Below are 13,806 nucleotides of genomic sequence, written 5' to 3' on the forward strand. Positions count from 1 at the left end.
GAAGAAATGTGGCTCCCGAGCACAGGATCCGCAAGCAGACCCTGGTCAATAGATATACCGAGGAAAGGCGCCATGGCACATCAGATGTAACGGCTCGGCGCAAAAGCTGTGACGTCATACGATGGCGGTGTTCCCTTGATCATGGCGGCGATCGCGGCGCCGGTCGCAGGGCCCGTGGTGAAGCCGATGTGCTGGTTGCCGAACGCCAGCCACAGGCCGGCATGCCGCGGCGCGGGGCCGATCATCGGCAGGCTGTCGGGCAGCGTCGGCCGCGCCCCGCGCCAGGTATCGCCGACCTGCTCGCCGAACTCGACCACCTCGCGCGCCAGCGGCTCCACCGCATCGATCTGGGCGTAGGACGAAGGCGCATCATGGTCGGTGAGTTCGACGCCGGAGGTGACGCGAATGCCCTGCTCCATCGGCGTCATCAGGAAACTGCCGTCGGCGTCGTGGATCGGACGCCGCAACGCGCGCGCCGGGTTCGGCTTGAACTCACGATGGTAACCGCCGCTGCCGGGCTCACGCCGGTCGACGAGCACGACCGACAACTCCTGCTGCTGTGCGGCATAGGCCGCCGACACACCGACGATGCCCGCGCCGAGCACGATCACGTCCACTTTCTTGTCCGACATCTATTTCACCACCAGGGAATTTCGCATTCGCACCATCAGCGTCAGCCTGCCGCCGGGCGGCAACAGCGCCGCCACGCGGGGACGACTGCACGTCAAGACACGGCTTCCTCCGGGAGATCGGAAGGAAATTCGCCGAATGCCGCGACCATCTTTTCGGCATGTGGCGCACCTGCCACGGCCTCGATCAGTTCAAAGAACAGCGTCTTGTAGGACAGGATGATCACTCCCTCGGACCTCAGCCTCACCAGCGCAGCATCGACATTACGCGCCGACGAGAACAGCAGTTCCTCGACCGCGAAAACCTCGAAACCCATTTCGAGAAGGCCGAGGCAGGATTGCAGGACGCACACATCGGTCTCGCAACCCGCAACGACGATTTGCGTCTTCTTCAGCCGTTTCAGATGGGCCCGGATCGGCTTCTCCTTGGTGAGGTCGAAGAAATCCTTCTCGAAAACCTTTGCGGCGCTGCCGAGCGGCGCCTTGATATCCTGCGGCACCGCGCCCTTGCGGTGGACTGGTCGCTCGAGTGTGACGACCGTCGGAATACGCATATACGCAAGAAGGCGCGCGAAGTTGCGCATGTTTTTGCGCAGGCGAGAGCGGTTGCGCGGCTCGAGCTGCGCCAAAAAGAAATCCTGATAGTCGATGATTGCGCCGCAACACCGATCGGCGTGGACGCGCTTAGGGGCTGACATGCCGCGACGATAGTTCGTCCGCCGCCGTTTGGCCAGAGACGGGGCTGCGTGAATGCCGCAGTCGGGCGATCGCGCTCGCGCATGACGCGACCCATCCGTAGACGCAGCTCCATGCCGGCTAGGTGAGATAGATCACGGTTCTATGTGGCATGAGTGGGGTTGATCATTCGGCGACACGATCGGCACGGGCCGAATGTGTGACTGCATTTTCAGGTCACACTGCACAATATGCCTGCGGAGGATCGACGATGAAGTTCATTTCAACGATCGCGGCGGCGATGGCGCTGATCACGACCATGGCGGCTTCTACACCCGGCCTGACGCAAGCCGGGCCTGCCTCGCCATCGGACCACCCGGCCCTGCTCGAAGAAATCACCTTCCTCGATATTCGCGCGCCGGGTGGAAACTACCGGCTGGAAGCCTTGATCGTACGGCTGGCCGCCGCGAAGGGACGGCTGCCGGTGGCTTTGCTCACGCATGGCAAGCCTCGGCTGCCGTCCGAACTCGTGAACATGCGCGCCCCGTTGATGGCGCCGCAAGCCCGCGACCTCGCCTATCGCGGCTATCTCGCTGTCGCCGTGGTGCGGCGAGGTTACGGGGTGTCGGGCGGGACGACGGGCCAACCCACCAATGCGGCCTATGCCAGATGCAATGATGCCGACCTGCGCCGCTATTTCTCGGTGGAGGCCGATGATCTCGAGCGCGCGCTGCGCGTCGTGGCCGGACGCGGCGATGCCGATGCGACGCAGGTGATCGCGATCGGCGGCTCCGTGGGAGGCGGCGCCGCGCTCGCGCTTGCGGCTCGCAATACCCCGGGGCTGAAAGCGGTCGTGAATCTCGCCGGCGCCATGCGGCTCACCGACGCCCAGGGGCAGCTCGCCTGTCCGCAGGATATGCCGATCGCGGCGCTGGCGTCGTTCGGCAGCCAGACAAGGACGCCGACGCTGTGGGTCTATTCGGAGAACGACGGCAATTTCGGGCCCGACGCCGCACGCAAGGTGCATGCGGCCTATGTTGCACAAGGCGGCGTCGCCACCTTGAAAATCGCTCCGTCGCTGCAACCGGCCGGCGGTCACAACATCTTCGAACTTCCGGCAGGGCGGCAGCATTGGCTGGCGGCGCTCGATCCCTTCCTGCGCGCGCAGAACCTGCCGACCTGGAGTGCGCAACAGCTCGATGCCTTGATGCGGAAATATAATATGCCGGCGACCCGCCGACCCTGGCTCGAGGGATACTTCTCGCTCTACACCCCAAAAGTGCTGGTCCGCGCGCCGAATGGCGTCCCAAGCTATTCCGCAAGCACCGGCGGGCTTGAACCCGCGCAGAGATCCGCTTTGGATAGCTGCGAGAAGGCGGCCAAGATGGCCTGCAATCCGGCGATGAAGAATTTCGATATCGTGGCGACGCCGAACTGAAGGGCGCGGCCGTCGCGGCATCGACATCACCGTTGGAGCTTGCGGCGCGCTGCGCATGTGACGTCACGCGCGACGATCACGTCTTTCTGCGCGCCGCTGCAATCAGCCGCGATCAGAGATCGGTTCGCTCCTCGGAGATATCGCGGCGTTTTTCCATGTTGAAGCGGCCAGCATAAATGGGTCTGCCGCCGGTGGTTGGTCCCGGATATTGCACGATCAGGATATCGCCGCCCGTCGCCGTCTCGAACTTGCCTTCGAAATGCGGATCGGGATGAAAGATCATCGTGCCGGCAGTGTAGATGACGTCGTCGATCCTGAATTCGCCTGACAGGATGTACCAGACCTGCGCGAAATCGTGATTGTGAATCGGATGATGGGCACCGGGCTCCAGCCGCAGAATTCCGGCGTTTGGTTCGGTCGGCCGTTCCGGCCGCGGGTGAAACAGCATCTTGCCGGTTTCGCCCGGCCAACGGATGGTCTCCCACTCGAAATCGTTGATGTGCTTGGCCTCGTACGGCAAATGCTTGCCGCCGGCTGCATTGGACGCTGGTTGCATCGTCATTCTCCCTGGCTGATTTTGCTTTTGCTGGTTTTCCGCGTGCTGGATCTCGTCGGGGCCGCGGCACCGGCCACGCGCCACCAGTCGAAATGTTCGGAGGATTTGGCGTGCGAGGATTTGGCGACCACCATCAATATCCGCGCTTCATCGTCGCCGATATTGTCGGCGCGGTGCGGCAGTTCGGAATTGAGGAAGATGCCTTCGCCCGCCGCAAGCTCAAAGATTTCCGCGCCGACATGAAAGCGGACGCGACCGGAGAGCACGTAGCAATATTCCTGCCCCGGATGCGACACCATCAGATCCATCCGGTTCTTGCGCGGGAACGATAGATGAAAGACCTCGAGGTCATCGTTCGGCATGCCGCCGGCAAACAGCCGCCAGCGATAGCCGGTGCTCGGAATACTCTGGTCTTCGCCGCCGTCGCCGTGGCGATGCACGGTGATATCGCTGCGAAGCCGGTCCGGCGGATCGGCGAACAGTTCACTGACGCCGATGTCGAGCGCCTCTGCAATCTGGATCAGGTTGGCGACGGAGCTGGAGACCTGGCCCCGTTCCAGACGCGACACGAACGCATCCGAGAGCCCGGTGGCGTCGGCCAATTGCTTCAGTTTCATGCCGCGCCCCTCGCGCAACGCGCGGATGCGGCCGCCCAGCCTCACCAAGGCTTCGTCCTGGATTTTCATGGCATGGAGCATTTCCTGTATTTGCCTTATTGTCAATAAAAATTGCTTCACAAGCAATTTTCGATCCTAACAAACCGCAGTGGCGGCGCCTGTCGTTGATGCACCGCCAATCGCAACCCGGCATCGCGATCCCCGTTGATGAAGCTCACAACTGCGTTGCCGCTGGGAACGCAAGGATGTCTGGCCGTTCAACAGCGGGAGGCCGCAGCTTGCATCATGGACCCGCCAAAATTGCTACGGCTGCAATCTTCGGGAGGCCTCCATATGGAGAATAGCGTGAGGGAGTTGTTTGAGCGCTACGAGAACCTGTTCCGAATGGCGCTCGCGGATGAAATCGACATGGACAAGGTGGCATCCTCATACGCCGCCGCGTTCGTCGCGGCGTCTCCGGCTGGCGTCAGCGTCGGCCAGAATGACGAGCACCTGAAGCAGGTGATGCTGCAGGGATTCGAAAACTATCGCCGAATTGGTACAAAGGACATGCGACTTCGCAATGTCCATATCGCACCTATCGACGAGCACCACTGCCTGGCGCACGTCGCCTGGACCGGGATCTACGACCGAGGCAGCGAACCGGATATTTCCATTGATTTTGAGGTCCACTACCTGGTGCAGCAGCTTGAAGACGCGCCAAAGATATTTGGATGGGTATCGGGGGATGAACAAGCCGTTCTGAAGCAACACGGGATCACCTGAGGACCTTGCGAGAAACTGCGACCGGGGGCTCAGCCCATCGAGGTGCGGTGCAGCCTTCAGCGCTTGCGTGGTCGCGGCCGGCGCTCCGTCGGCTGCACGGGCGCGTAGAGGCGGACCAGCGCCTGCACCGTTGCGACCAGCCGCTCGCGCAGTCCCGGGGGTTCGACGACCTCGATGTCGGCGCCGAGCGCGATCAGGTCGGACGCGGCCCGCTCAAACGACTCGATCGGGATCGTGACGCCAAACCAACCGCCAGCATCAACAGGCGTTGCCGTCTCGGCGGCCGCCTGAGCGACGCGTGAGCCGAGCGCGTCGAGCCTGGCGAGGCCGCGCGCCGTCACGCGCAGCGTGGCGTTGGAATGATAGACGCTGGTTTCGAACGCGCGTGACGAGGTGACCCAGAAGCGCGCCAGGTCGAAATCCTTCCGCCGGTCGAACGACTCCTCGGTCACGGCAAGATCGATGAAATTGGAGACGCGATAGGTGCGCGGCTGATCGCCGACCTGCGCGACGAGATACCAGATGCCCGCCTTGAGCACGAGACCGAGCGGCTGCAGCCGGCGTTCAACCGCGCCCTCGGCGCGCCGGTAGTGCACGTCGAGGCACTTCTCGTTCCACACCGCGTTGGCGATTGCCGGCAGCAGCCTTGCGTCATCGGCACCGCGGAACCAGCCAACGGGATCGAGGTGGAAGCGTGCGGCGACGCGGCCTGCGGTCGCGCGCGACCGTTCGGGCAATGCCGCGCTCAATTTCAGTTGGGCCGCGGTGAGCACGTCGGCGAGCCCGAGTTGCGCCGCCGGTCCCGGCAGGCCGGCGAGCGACAACGTCTCGGCCTCGGCGGGCGACAGGCCCGTGAGCTTGGTGCGGTAGCCGTCGAGCAATTGAAATCCGCCGCTCGGGCCGCGATCCGCATAGATCGGCACGTCCGCGGCGCTGAGCTGATCAACGTCGCGATAGATGGTGCGAACCGAAACCTCGAACTCGCTCGCCAGCTCTTCGGCCGTCATCCGGCCGCGGGCTTGCAGAAGCAACAGGATCGACAACAGCCGGCTCGCGCGCATTTCCGCAGCCTAGCAGAAAATACCTGACACATCTTGTCAGGTATGGCGGCGCATAATCAGAACAGCAATCGCCGACGCCGTCACGGGCTGGCGAGATACGGCAGAACACACTGAAATTACGAAGATATCCCTTCGAATGGCCGCAACACAGAGAACAGGAGACGATCATGTCGACATTGGTGTCAGAACGCCGTCAGCCGATCATCGCGCCCAGACTCCTGGACCGAGTCCCGGCGCAACGCTCGACCCCGCGGACATTGGTCACGCACGAATCAGCAGCCGCGGCTCCCTCTCACCCGGTGGTGACGCCGCCCGCGAGCTGGAGCCTGATCCTGGGCTCGATCGTCGCCACGTTGCGCGTGTGGCGCCGCCGCAGCATGGCGCGCCGCGAACTCGCCAGCCTCGACGAGCGGATGCTCCGCGACATCGGCCTCGATGCCGGCACTGTCTACTACGAGGCAAGCCAATCATTCTGGCGAACCCCTCGCGATTGGCGAAATTGAGAAGCGTAACCTTTGTTCATCCGTGATGGGTTGGTTTCATCGGCAGGTTGGCACGATCCATTTCCTGCGATGTCGCCAATACCGGTTGCTTTGAGGACGGGAAATGGGTGGCTGTGCTGCGTACCCAACTGTTAGAGCGCCCTGACATAACCTTCTGGAGCGCTCGTCATGGAACTGAAAAACAAATCAATCATCGTCACTGGCGCAAGCAGCGGGATCGGCGCGGCAGCGGCTTTGCTGTTCGCAGCCGAGGGGGCCAATGTGGTCCTTGGCGCGCGCCGATCGGCGGAGCTGGAAACGCTTGCTGGCAAGATCAATCAAAGCGATGGCAGGGCTGTATTCCTTCCCGGCGATGTAAGGGATGAAAACTACGCCAATGCTCTCGTCGATCTCGCCATGAGGGAGTTCGGTGGGTTGGATGGCGCATTCAATAATGCAGGCATCGTGGGAGAGATGGGACCGGTCGTGGAGATGGGGATCGCCAATTGGAACGATGTCATTTCGGTCAATCTGACAAGCGCGTTCCTGGCCGCGAAAGCCCAGATACCGGTCATGAAGAAGCAAGGGCACGGCTCGATCGTCTTCACGTCTTCCTTTGTCGGCTTCAGTAATGGGGGAATGCCGGGAATGGGAGCCTATGCGGCGTCCAAGGCCGGGTTGATCGGCCTGGTGCAGTCGCTGGCATCCGACCACGCCGCAGATGGCGTCCGGGTCAATTCGCTGTTGCCGGGCGGCACGATCACGCCAAGCGGAGGCGAGGGAAATCTTCCGGTGATGGATTTCATCGCAAATCTGCATCCCATGAAGCGAATGGCGAATGCGAAGGAGGTGGCGCAGGCAGCCCTTTTCCTGCTGTCCGACCGGTCGACCTTCATGACGGGAAGCCCGATGATCGTGGATGGCGGCATCTCCGTTCGACTGACATAGATGCCGCACGCGCGTCGTCCGGTGACCTATGATGCGGTAGCGCTGCAACGCGTGCCAATCGGCAAATCTGCGACGGCGGATCGCGCTTGGCTGATCCGTCCGAGGTGCTAGTTGACGTCGCGCGTCAGTGATCGTCAGCCCCCTGGACCAACTCCATCAAACGCTTGGCCTCGGCATGGCAGCGCCAGTGCCATCCGAGCGCGGGACTCTTCGCGGGCCTGGTGGTTGCTTGAAGCCCAGCGCCTCCGAAGATCACAATCGTTTACGGCTTCCGCAGAATCTTCTCCATCGCTTTCCCCTTTGCGAGTTCATCGACGAGTTTGTCCAGGTAACGGATTTCGCGCATGGTTGGTTCGGAGATTTCCTCGACGCGGACGCCGCAGACGGTGCCTGTGATCAGGGTTCGTGAAGGGTTCAGCCGAGGGGCCTTTGCAAAGAAGGTTTCAAAGTCCGTTTTCTTTTCCAGTTGCGCTTTCAACTTTTCACCACGATAACCCGTCAACCACGCGATGATCTGATCGATTTCCGCTTTTGTGCGTCCTTTTTTCTCTGCCTTGGCAATGTACAGGGGATAGACGCTTGCAAAGCTCGTTGTATAGATCCGGTGTTTCGCCATGTTGCCGTTTCCGCCTGCCGAGTCGACGCGCGCTCCTATGAGATTAGGTGCACTGCCACCATAATCCCATCGCCAATTCCTCCAGCGCTTCGGAATTCCTGCATGATACGGCGAAGATTCCACTTGGTTGAGCGCTGGCGGGTCAATATTCTGGGGACAAGGTTCCGAACAACATGGCCGGGGCGGCGCGTCCGCCTGGCGAGGTCATGATCTCAACTGCCTCAGCACGGTACCATGAGCCTTTCAGCCGACGCTCTGTACAAAATGTCCGACGTGGAGTTGCTGGCCGCCTATGTCGAAAGCCGGCGACAATTCGTCGAAAAGAAATTCACCCGCGATACACACCGGGCGCGGCTGGATTGGATCAAGGCCAAAATGTTCACCGGCAGTTCGGGCGGGGTCACCGAGCGCAACATGGCTATCGACGTCTCGGAGGAGATTGCCCGCAAGGGTCAGGAATTGCGCGAGATGACGCGCGACCTCGACCTGCTCAAGGTCGAGGTCGACATCATCGCGATCGTCATTCGATCCCGCGGCGCATCGGCGCCGACGGGCGTGCAAGGCGAAGACCTGGGTGGAGGCGATCCCGGGCGCGAAGGCCTTTCCGGCTCGCCCGACTGACGGTGAGCACGCGACTGCAACTTGCAAGTAGCAATCAGACTGCCTCCAACATAGACAGTGAAGCCGTTGTGATGCATCCTCAAGCTGCGTGAGATCACTCCGGCTACTCGAACGGGGATGGCAATGGGGGCAGGCTGCGACGAACTTGTGATCCTCGTCCATGGAACAGGCGCGTCGCAGCGCGGCCCGAAGGGTCAGGAGCGCTGGTGGCAGCCGGAGAGCGCCTTCGCACAGGAAATACTGACCGAACTCTCCAGGCAAGCCTCGGACAATGCGGATCGGCACTTCCGGCTGGAGGCCTTCGTCTGGTCGGGCGCCAACTCCGAGCGTGAACGGCGAATCGCCGGCCAGACTCTCGCCGAGCGGCTGAAGGATCTGGAAGGCAGACGTATCCCCTTTCACCTCGTCGGCCACAGCCATGGCGGGTCGGTCATTTGGCACGCGATGCGACGCATGCTTCGGGATGGGCGGCCGCGATCGCTGCGAAGCTGGACCACCGTTGGCACCCCCTTCCTGACCTTCGGCGACAGGGGTGCGTTCTACCTGGTGCTATTCCTCTTCCTTTCGCTCTTCACGGTTGGCATGGCCTACCTCCTGCTCGGCTCGTTACCTGGCATCTATGCAACCGAGCTTGGACGCATCGTTCGCGATGTACCGCCCCTCGCTCTGGTCGGCATGCTTGCGGGCGGTGCGGTAGTGGTTGCGCTCGTGGCCTATTCGCTCGTGGTGTTCGCGCTCCAGCTGTGGAGGCGAGTGCATGGCCGCTCGCGACAGATCTCGGCGCACGACGCTGTTTTCCTGGGCGAGCGGTGGCTCCCGCTGGCGCATCCAGAAGACGAGCCGATCAACGCCCTCCGCGCGTCAGTCATACAGCCAGCGGAGCCGTTCATGCCTCGATTGAAGGCAGGGCTCGGCGTTCGGGAAGCGGGGAAATTCGAGACCGCGCGCGAGGAAGGGCCTGCCGACAGGAGGCCGGCCCGCCCGCCCATCACGCTCGGCACCGCAGCAACTGCGGTGGTATCGCTGATCGCCGCGCCGTTCTACAACAGGATCGTAGCTCCGCTGCTGGACCAGTTCCTGTGGGAGACCGCGAAGCAGGTCGCCCAGGGGAATGATGTCGCGGGCGAGTACCTGATCCGCTGCGACCGTGCGCCTCCCGAACTCCTCTCTTGTTGGAAAGAGGGTTCGCCGGACTTTCTCGCCAAGCTCTCCACCCTGGCGGACTCCTCGGCGGCAGGCACCGCACGAAACATCCGCAGCCGGCTTGCGGCGATCGGCGAGGGAACCTCGCCCGTGTCTGCGTTCAGCAGCGCGCTCTCCTGGAGAGAGGTGATTCACACGGCCTACTTCGAGCCGGGATACGGCGTCGCCGCGATCGTTGCGCAGAGGATAATCGAGAGCGGCGGCGTTGCCGGGGCGGCGGGGCCGACCTCTTCCGCGGCATCAGCGGGGCCGGCAAGTCGCAAGCAGCGGCTGTTCCGGCCACGATATCTGTACCTGGCGCTGACCGGCGCGGCGGCCGCGGTTTGCGCTGCCGCGTCCATCTCCACTGTAGCCATCGAACGGGCTTGGCTCTGGCCATACACGAACGCGTTCCAGATCGACCGAATCTACACGAGCCTGTTCGAGGCGCGAGCCACATCGCTTCGCCTCATGCAGGGGCTCGACAAAATTCTGATCCACTGGGTGCTGCTCGACCGCACCGAGATGGCGATATCCACCGCACTGAAACTCGACGACATGATCCGATACATGGGCGTGAACGCCAGGCTTGAGCGACTGCAGGACATCGCCTTCGCCATTGGCGCGAAAGGCTCGGCGGCCGATCTCGCTCTTCTCCTTCGCAGCGACTTTTGCGCGAAGAGGGGACCCTCCTGCCTGGAGGGCCGGAACAAGCATGAAGTGACCGCATATCTCCTGGCGCACGCGGCTGCTGGCGGACGGGCAGCGGGAAACGGCTTTCACCGAATCCCGGAGAAGCAACTCGAGGAGATGGTGTCAAAGGCGAGCCGGGATACCTGGTCGCCGGAGTATCTCGTACGCGTGATGCTGCATGCGGGAGCCTTCGAACTGGCGGAGCGCTTCGCCGCGGTTAATTCGTCGTTCTGTGACGGAGTCAGAGATTGGGCGCGTGAGTCTCCCGACGGAGTCCCGACCAATAGCATTCCGAGCAAGCTGCGAGACTGTCTGGATGCGCCGATTGAGGACTATGTGGCGGGACAAAGCCACGATTACCGAAACTACTTCTCGCTTCCTTCGACGGTTCTGCGTCAAGTTATCAAGGCCCTTCCGGGTTCCGAGTTGAAGTCCTGCAAATCAGAGGTTCTTGGCGCAGCCAATGCGATGATCCGTTGCGAGGAAGACCGGAAAAATCTCACTCCCATCTTCAAAGACATGCAGCAGCGCGAGCTTACGTATAGTCCAGCGACGCCGGCACATGCGCTGCTTACGGAAATCTCCAATTACGGCAGCCGGTACGGCAGTGACCTGCCGTCCTGTCTCTCTCCGCTGGACAGCCGGATCGCGTACCTGCAGCTCTGCCTTCGACGGGCAAGCGAGCCGGCGTCGCCGGATACGCGGAGCGAACCTCCGATCCCATCTGCCGAGGAGGACCGTTTGTCGTGGTGGACATCCGATGTCTGGAAATCAGGAGCTGAGCAGCAGTCCCCGATCTGCCGCGAAGACGTCGCCGCGATAGGCAGCGGATATGGAGGGAAGATGCTGGCGATGAATCGCCGGCTGGACGAACTCACGCCGCGCGACCGTGAGGAGGTGAAGCGGCTGGTCACGCTTCGGACCGATTACGAGCTCAAACAGCCGCAGTTCATCGATCCTACGACAGCCGGCAAAATGGACATCGCCGACGCCAGGTGCGGATGGGCCAGCTTGGCGCTGGCCTGGACGTGGCTCGGGCATGAAAAGCAGTCCACAAAACTTCTCGACGCAGTGCTGCCGAAGCAATCGCCGGCCTCCGGCACCCAGATGCTCGACTTCTATCTCGGCATTGCGGATGCCCTGGCCAAACGCGCTCCCGCGCAGGCCAAGCGGTTTCTCGACGGGTCCTTCGACCTGGTGGACGATAACGATCCTGCCCTGTTCCGCAAATCGAGCGACGGATCGATCGATGATTTCTTCGTCTATGGAAAGTCGGACATTGCCCGGCTATATGCCGACATCGGCGAGTATCGCCTCGCGGCCGCGACGAACAACATGGTCGACCGGTTCAACGAGGGGGCTGTGTCCGCTTATCTGACCATCCTCGAATCGGAAATCCGAAGCGCCGCGCGATACGCTGATGCGGTCCTGAAGGCGGCCTTGCGCTCACCGCGCCCACCCGGCTTCCGGCTGAACTGACGCGACGGTCGAAGCTCGAAAGCTGCCCCCTGGTGCCCATCTTGTTCTGGAGTGGTAGCAAAATGGCGCCCCGCGCTCGATGAAGATGGGGCACTACTGCTTCGCCGTAGCACTGAGATTGTGAGACGCTCGATCAGCGCACGTTGGCGTCAATGGCGTATTCCGAAATGGCGCGCCCGAAGAGATTCGAACTCCTGACCCCCAGATTCGTAGTCTGGTGCTCTATCCAGCTGAGCTACGGGCGCGTTTTTCGCTAGGGCCATCGTGGGCTAGTCGCCCCGATGCATCCGAATGGTGTCGGAAACGTCGCGAAAGAGCGCTTTAGCTACCCGCTCCGCGTCCGATTGGCAAGCTCCGGAACGCGGGTTCTGGCAAACGATTTGGCCGGGGCAAACCGGCCAGATCGGTCACAAAAGGCAGCAAATAGCGTGATTTACGCCCGTGCCCGCTCGTTGCGGACGCTTTGCAGTTCCACCGGGCGGTCGGGAATCGAGATCCGGAAGGTGGCGCCGATGGTGCCTTCGACCAGATGGATATCGCCGCCATGGGCGCGAACCAGTTCGGCGGCGATGGCGAGGCCAAGCCCGCTGCCGCCGGGCCGGCCGGAGGTCTGGAAGGCCTCGAACAAATGCTCGCGCGCCCGCGCCGGCACGCCGGGGCCGGTATCGGAAACCTCGATGATCGCGACCGCGCCTTCGCGGCGGCCGGTGATGCGGATCTGCAGCGCCGCCGCATCGTCCTTCGGACGGGACTCCAGCGCCTGCGCGGCGTTGCGCACCAAATTGAGCAGCACGCGGAACAGCTGATCAGGATCGGCGTCCACAGTGAGGCCGCGTTCGATCGCGCTGACCCAGGCGATCGAGGCGTCGGCGGCAATGCCTGCGGATTCGCGCACTTCGGCCACCACGGGCTCGATCAGGATCATGCGGCGGTCGGGGGCAGCTTCCTGCACGCGGCCGTAGGAGAGCGTCGACTGGCAGAAATCGATGGCGCGCTCCAGCGAACGCATCAGCTTTGGCGCAAAGCGCTGCACCCGCGGATCGGGCACGCTGGCGAGCTGGTCCGACAATAATTGCGACGACGCCAGAAGATTGCGCAAATCATGGTTGATCTTGGAGACCGCAAGGCCGAGCGCGGCGAGCCGGCTCTTTTGATGCAGCATCGACACCAGGTCGCGCTGCATGTCGGACAATTCGCGCTCCACGACCCCGATCTCGTCGCCGCGCTGGCTCGGCACGATGATTCGCGCCGAACTTTCCGGGTTTTCATGGAAACCGACCAGGTTCGCGGTCAGCCGCCGCATCGGCCGTACGAACAGATGATGCATGGCGAAATAGACCAGCGCCGCCGTCAGCATGGCGATCGCCAACGAGACCAGGAGCGTGTTGCGCGAGAAGCGGTACATCGCCTGCCGCAGCGGCGCCTCGTCGACGACGACCTCGATGAATTGCCCGCCGCCGGGCGCAGGCCCCACCACGCGGATCACATGATTATCCGTCTCCAGCATGGTTTCGATGGAATCGACGATGGCGGACCATACCGTGATGGTCCGCATGTCGATGTCATGGTCGATCGCCGTCGGCAAATCGGCGCTGGCGAGCAGGCGGCGCTGCTGCCCCATCTTGATGGCGACCGCGCGGGCGCCGACGCTCTTCAAAATCTGCCGCGCCAGCGATTCAGGGACCATGCCCGAGGGGGCGGCGTCCAGCACCAGCGCCGCGGTGCTCGCCGCGGCAATGCGGTCGTTCAGGCGGTTGATCCGGAAATTCGCGATCGCGGGCACGTAGATCATCAGGCCGGCGATCATGACGAGGGGAATGGTCAGCAGCAGCAGCTTGCCGGACAGGCCGAGCCGGCGCGGCGTCGTGGGCCGCGGCGCTTCAATGGTCGGCTGGTCGTCGGTCGCTGACACGAAATATCCGCCTTGATAACCTTGTTTGACGCGCAGGATCGGACCTTAGGATCGGCCTCATTGCCGCCGCCCGCACGCTGATTTGCGAGGATGCGTTCCGGCCACGGACCGGTCAAATTACCGATCGCTAAT

The 13,806-nt window shown here is 62.6% G+C and carries 13 protein-coding genes and 1 tRNA gene; 6 read left to right on the plus strand and 8 right to left on the minus strand.

Translation table 11 applies throughout. The features are described 5' to 3' along the window. Window positions 1-80 precede the first annotated feature (80 nt). Together JQ558_RS09640 and JQ558_RS09645 are read right to left on the minus strand one after the other, a co-directional pair. A complete protein-coding gene (locus JQ558_RS09640; protein ID WP_212293494.1) occupies window positions 81-632 on the minus strand; it encodes an FAD-binding oxidoreductase in 552 nt (183 codons plus the stop codon). A gap of 92 nt (window positions 633-724) precedes the next feature. Beyond that, window positions 725-1,327, minus strand: coding sequence for an isochorismatase family protein (locus JQ558_RS09645; protein ID WP_212275101.1), 603 nt, complete (start codon window positions 1,325-1,327; stop codon window positions 725-727). A 248-nt stretch (window positions 1,328-1,575) separates the two neighbouring features. Between JQ558_RS09645 and JQ558_RS09650 the strand changes: the two genes are divergently transcribed. Next, window positions 1,576-2,742 carry a S9 family peptidase gene (locus tag JQ558_RS09650; protein ID WP_212293495.1) on the plus strand — a complete coding sequence of 389 codons (1,167 nt, stop codon included), beginning with the start codon at window positions 1,576-1,578 and terminating at the stop codon, window positions 2,740-2,742. A gap of 112 nt (window positions 2,743-2,854) precedes the next feature. Here JQ558_RS09650 and JQ558_RS09655 read toward each other — a convergent pair whose 3' ends face one another. Next, window positions 2,855-3,298: a cupin domain-containing protein gene (locus JQ558_RS09655; RefSeq protein WP_212209338.1), complete on the minus strand. Its 444-nt coding sequence runs from the start codon at window positions 3,296-3,298 to the stop codon at window positions 2,855-2,857. A gap of 2 nt (window positions 3,299-3,300) precedes the next feature. Next, on the minus strand, window positions 3,301-3,984 hold the full coding sequence (locus tag JQ558_RS09660) for a helix-turn-helix domain-containing protein (protein WP_212293496.1): 684 nt from the start codon (window positions 3,982-3,984) through the stop codon (window positions 3,301-3,303). A gap of 138 nt (window positions 3,985-4,122) precedes the next feature. Between JQ558_RS09660 and JQ558_RS09665 the strand changes: the two genes are divergently transcribed. After that, window positions 4,123-4,680, plus strand: coding sequence for a nuclear transport factor 2 family protein (locus JQ558_RS09665; RefSeq protein ID WP_409410500.1), 558 nt, complete (start codon window positions 4,123-4,125; stop codon window positions 4,678-4,680). 56 nt (window positions 4,681-4,736) lie between these two features. Here JQ558_RS09665 and JQ558_RS09670 read toward each other — a convergent pair whose 3' ends face one another. Next, window positions 4,737-5,741, minus strand: coding sequence for a YafY family protein (locus tag JQ558_RS09670; protein ID WP_212293497.1), 1,005 nt, complete (start codon window positions 5,739-5,741; stop codon window positions 4,737-4,739). 167 nt (window positions 5,742-5,908) lie between these two features. On the opposite strand from JQ558_RS09670, the gene JQ558_RS09675 reads away from it, so the two are divergent. Further along, window positions 5,909-6,244 (plus strand): DUF1127 domain-containing protein, encoded by a 336-nt coding sequence (locus JQ558_RS09675; protein WP_212293498.1) that lies wholly within the window; start codon window positions 5,909-5,911, stop codon window positions 6,242-6,244. A 168-nt stretch (window positions 6,245-6,412) separates the two neighbouring features. Then, entirely contained in the window at window positions 6,413-7,171 is a 759-nt protein-coding gene (locus JQ558_RS09680) for an SDR family oxidoreductase (protein ID WP_212293499.1), read from the plus strand. A gap of 262 nt (window positions 7,172-7,433) precedes the next feature. Here JQ558_RS09680 and JQ558_RS09685 read toward each other — a convergent pair whose 3' ends face one another. Next, entirely contained in the window at window positions 7,434-7,787 is a 354-nt protein-coding gene (locus JQ558_RS09685) for a DUF2200 domain-containing protein (RefSeq protein ID WP_212293500.1), read from the minus strand. A 234-nt stretch (window positions 7,788-8,021) separates the two neighbouring features. Between JQ558_RS09685 and JQ558_RS09690 the strand changes: the two genes are divergently transcribed. Both JQ558_RS09690 and JQ558_RS09695 read left to right on the plus strand, forming a co-directional pair. After that, window positions 8,022-8,408 carry a hypothetical protein gene (locus JQ558_RS09690; protein ID WP_212293501.1) on the plus strand — a complete coding sequence of 129 codons (387 nt, stop codon included), beginning with the start codon at window positions 8,022-8,024 and terminating at the stop codon, window positions 8,406-8,408. 117 nt (window positions 8,409-8,525) lie between these two features. Continuing rightward, a complete protein-coding gene (locus JQ558_RS09695; RefSeq protein ID WP_212293502.1) occupies window positions 8,526-11,762 on the plus strand; it encodes a triacylglycerol lipase in 3,237 nt (1,078 codons plus the stop codon). Between the two features lie 168 nt (window positions 11,763-11,930). Here JQ558_RS09695 and JQ558_RS09700 read toward each other — a convergent pair. Both JQ558_RS09700 and JQ558_RS09705 read right to left on the minus strand, forming a co-directional pair. Next, a tRNA-Arg gene (locus JQ558_RS09700) sits at window positions 11,931-12,007 on the minus strand. Between the two features lie 188 nt (window positions 12,008-12,195). Beyond that, window positions 12,196-13,674, minus strand: a complete 1,479-nt coding sequence (locus tag JQ558_RS09705) for a HAMP domain-containing sensor histidine kinase (protein ID WP_312014711.1) — start codon at window positions 13,672-13,674, stop codon at window positions 12,196-12,198. Window positions 13,675-13,806 lie beyond the last annotated feature (132 nt).

It is taken from the genome of Bradyrhizobium sp. AUGA SZCCT0160, assembly GCF_018130105.1.
In the GTDB taxonomy this organism is placed as follows: domain Bacteria; phylum Pseudomonadota; class Alphaproteobacteria; order Rhizobiales; family Xanthobacteraceae; genus Bradyrhizobium.

Excerpts from the sequence above, each read along its gene's own strand:
- JQ558_RS09660 (WP_212293496.1), bottom strand. The coding sequence starts at position 3,984 with ATGAAAATCCAGGACGAAGCCTTGGTGAGGCTGGGCGGCCGCATCCGC.
- JQ558_RS09675 (WP_212293498.1), top strand. The coding sequence starts at position 5,909 with ATGTCGACATTGGTGTCAGAACGCCGTCAGCCGATCATCGCGCCCAGA.
- JQ558_RS09685 (WP_212293500.1), bottom strand. The coding sequence starts at position 7,787 with ATGGCGAAACACCGGATCTATACAACGAGCTTTGCAAGCGTCTATCCC.
- JQ558_RS09695 (WP_212293502.1), top strand. The coding sequence starts at position 8,526 with ATGGCAATGGGGGCAGGCTGCGACGAACTTGTGATCCTCGTCCATGGA.
- JQ558_RS09690 (WP_212293501.1), top strand. The coding sequence starts at position 8,022 with ATGAGCCTTTCAGCCGACGCTCTGTACAAAATGTCCGACGTGGAGTTG.
- JQ558_RS09670 (WP_212293497.1), bottom strand. The coding sequence starts at position 5,741 with ATGCGCGCGAGCCGGCTGTTGTCGATCCTGTTGCTTCTGCAAGCCCGC.
- JQ558_RS09655 (WP_212209338.1), bottom strand. The coding sequence starts at position 3,298 with ATGCAACCAGCGTCCAATGCAGCCGGCGGCAAGCATTTGCCGTACGAG.
- JQ558_RS09640 (WP_212293494.1), bottom strand. The coding sequence starts at position 632 with ATGTCGGACAAGAAAGTGGACGTGATCGTGCTCGGCGCGGGCATCGTC.
- JQ558_RS09645 (WP_212275101.1), bottom strand. The coding sequence starts at position 1,327 with ATGTCAGCCCCTAAGCGCGTCCACGCCGATCGGTGTTGCGGCGCAATC.
- JQ558_RS09650 (WP_212293495.1), top strand. The coding sequence starts at position 1,576 with ATGAAGTTCATTTCAACGATCGCGGCGGCGATGGCGCTGATCACGACC.
- JQ558_RS09665 (WP_409410500.1), top strand. The coding sequence starts at position 4,123 with ATGAAGCTCACAACTGCGTTGCCGCTGGGAACGCAAGGATGTCTGGCC.
- JQ558_RS09680 (WP_212293499.1), top strand. The coding sequence starts at position 6,413 with ATGGAACTGAAAAACAAATCAATCATCGTCACTGGCGCAAGCAGCGGG.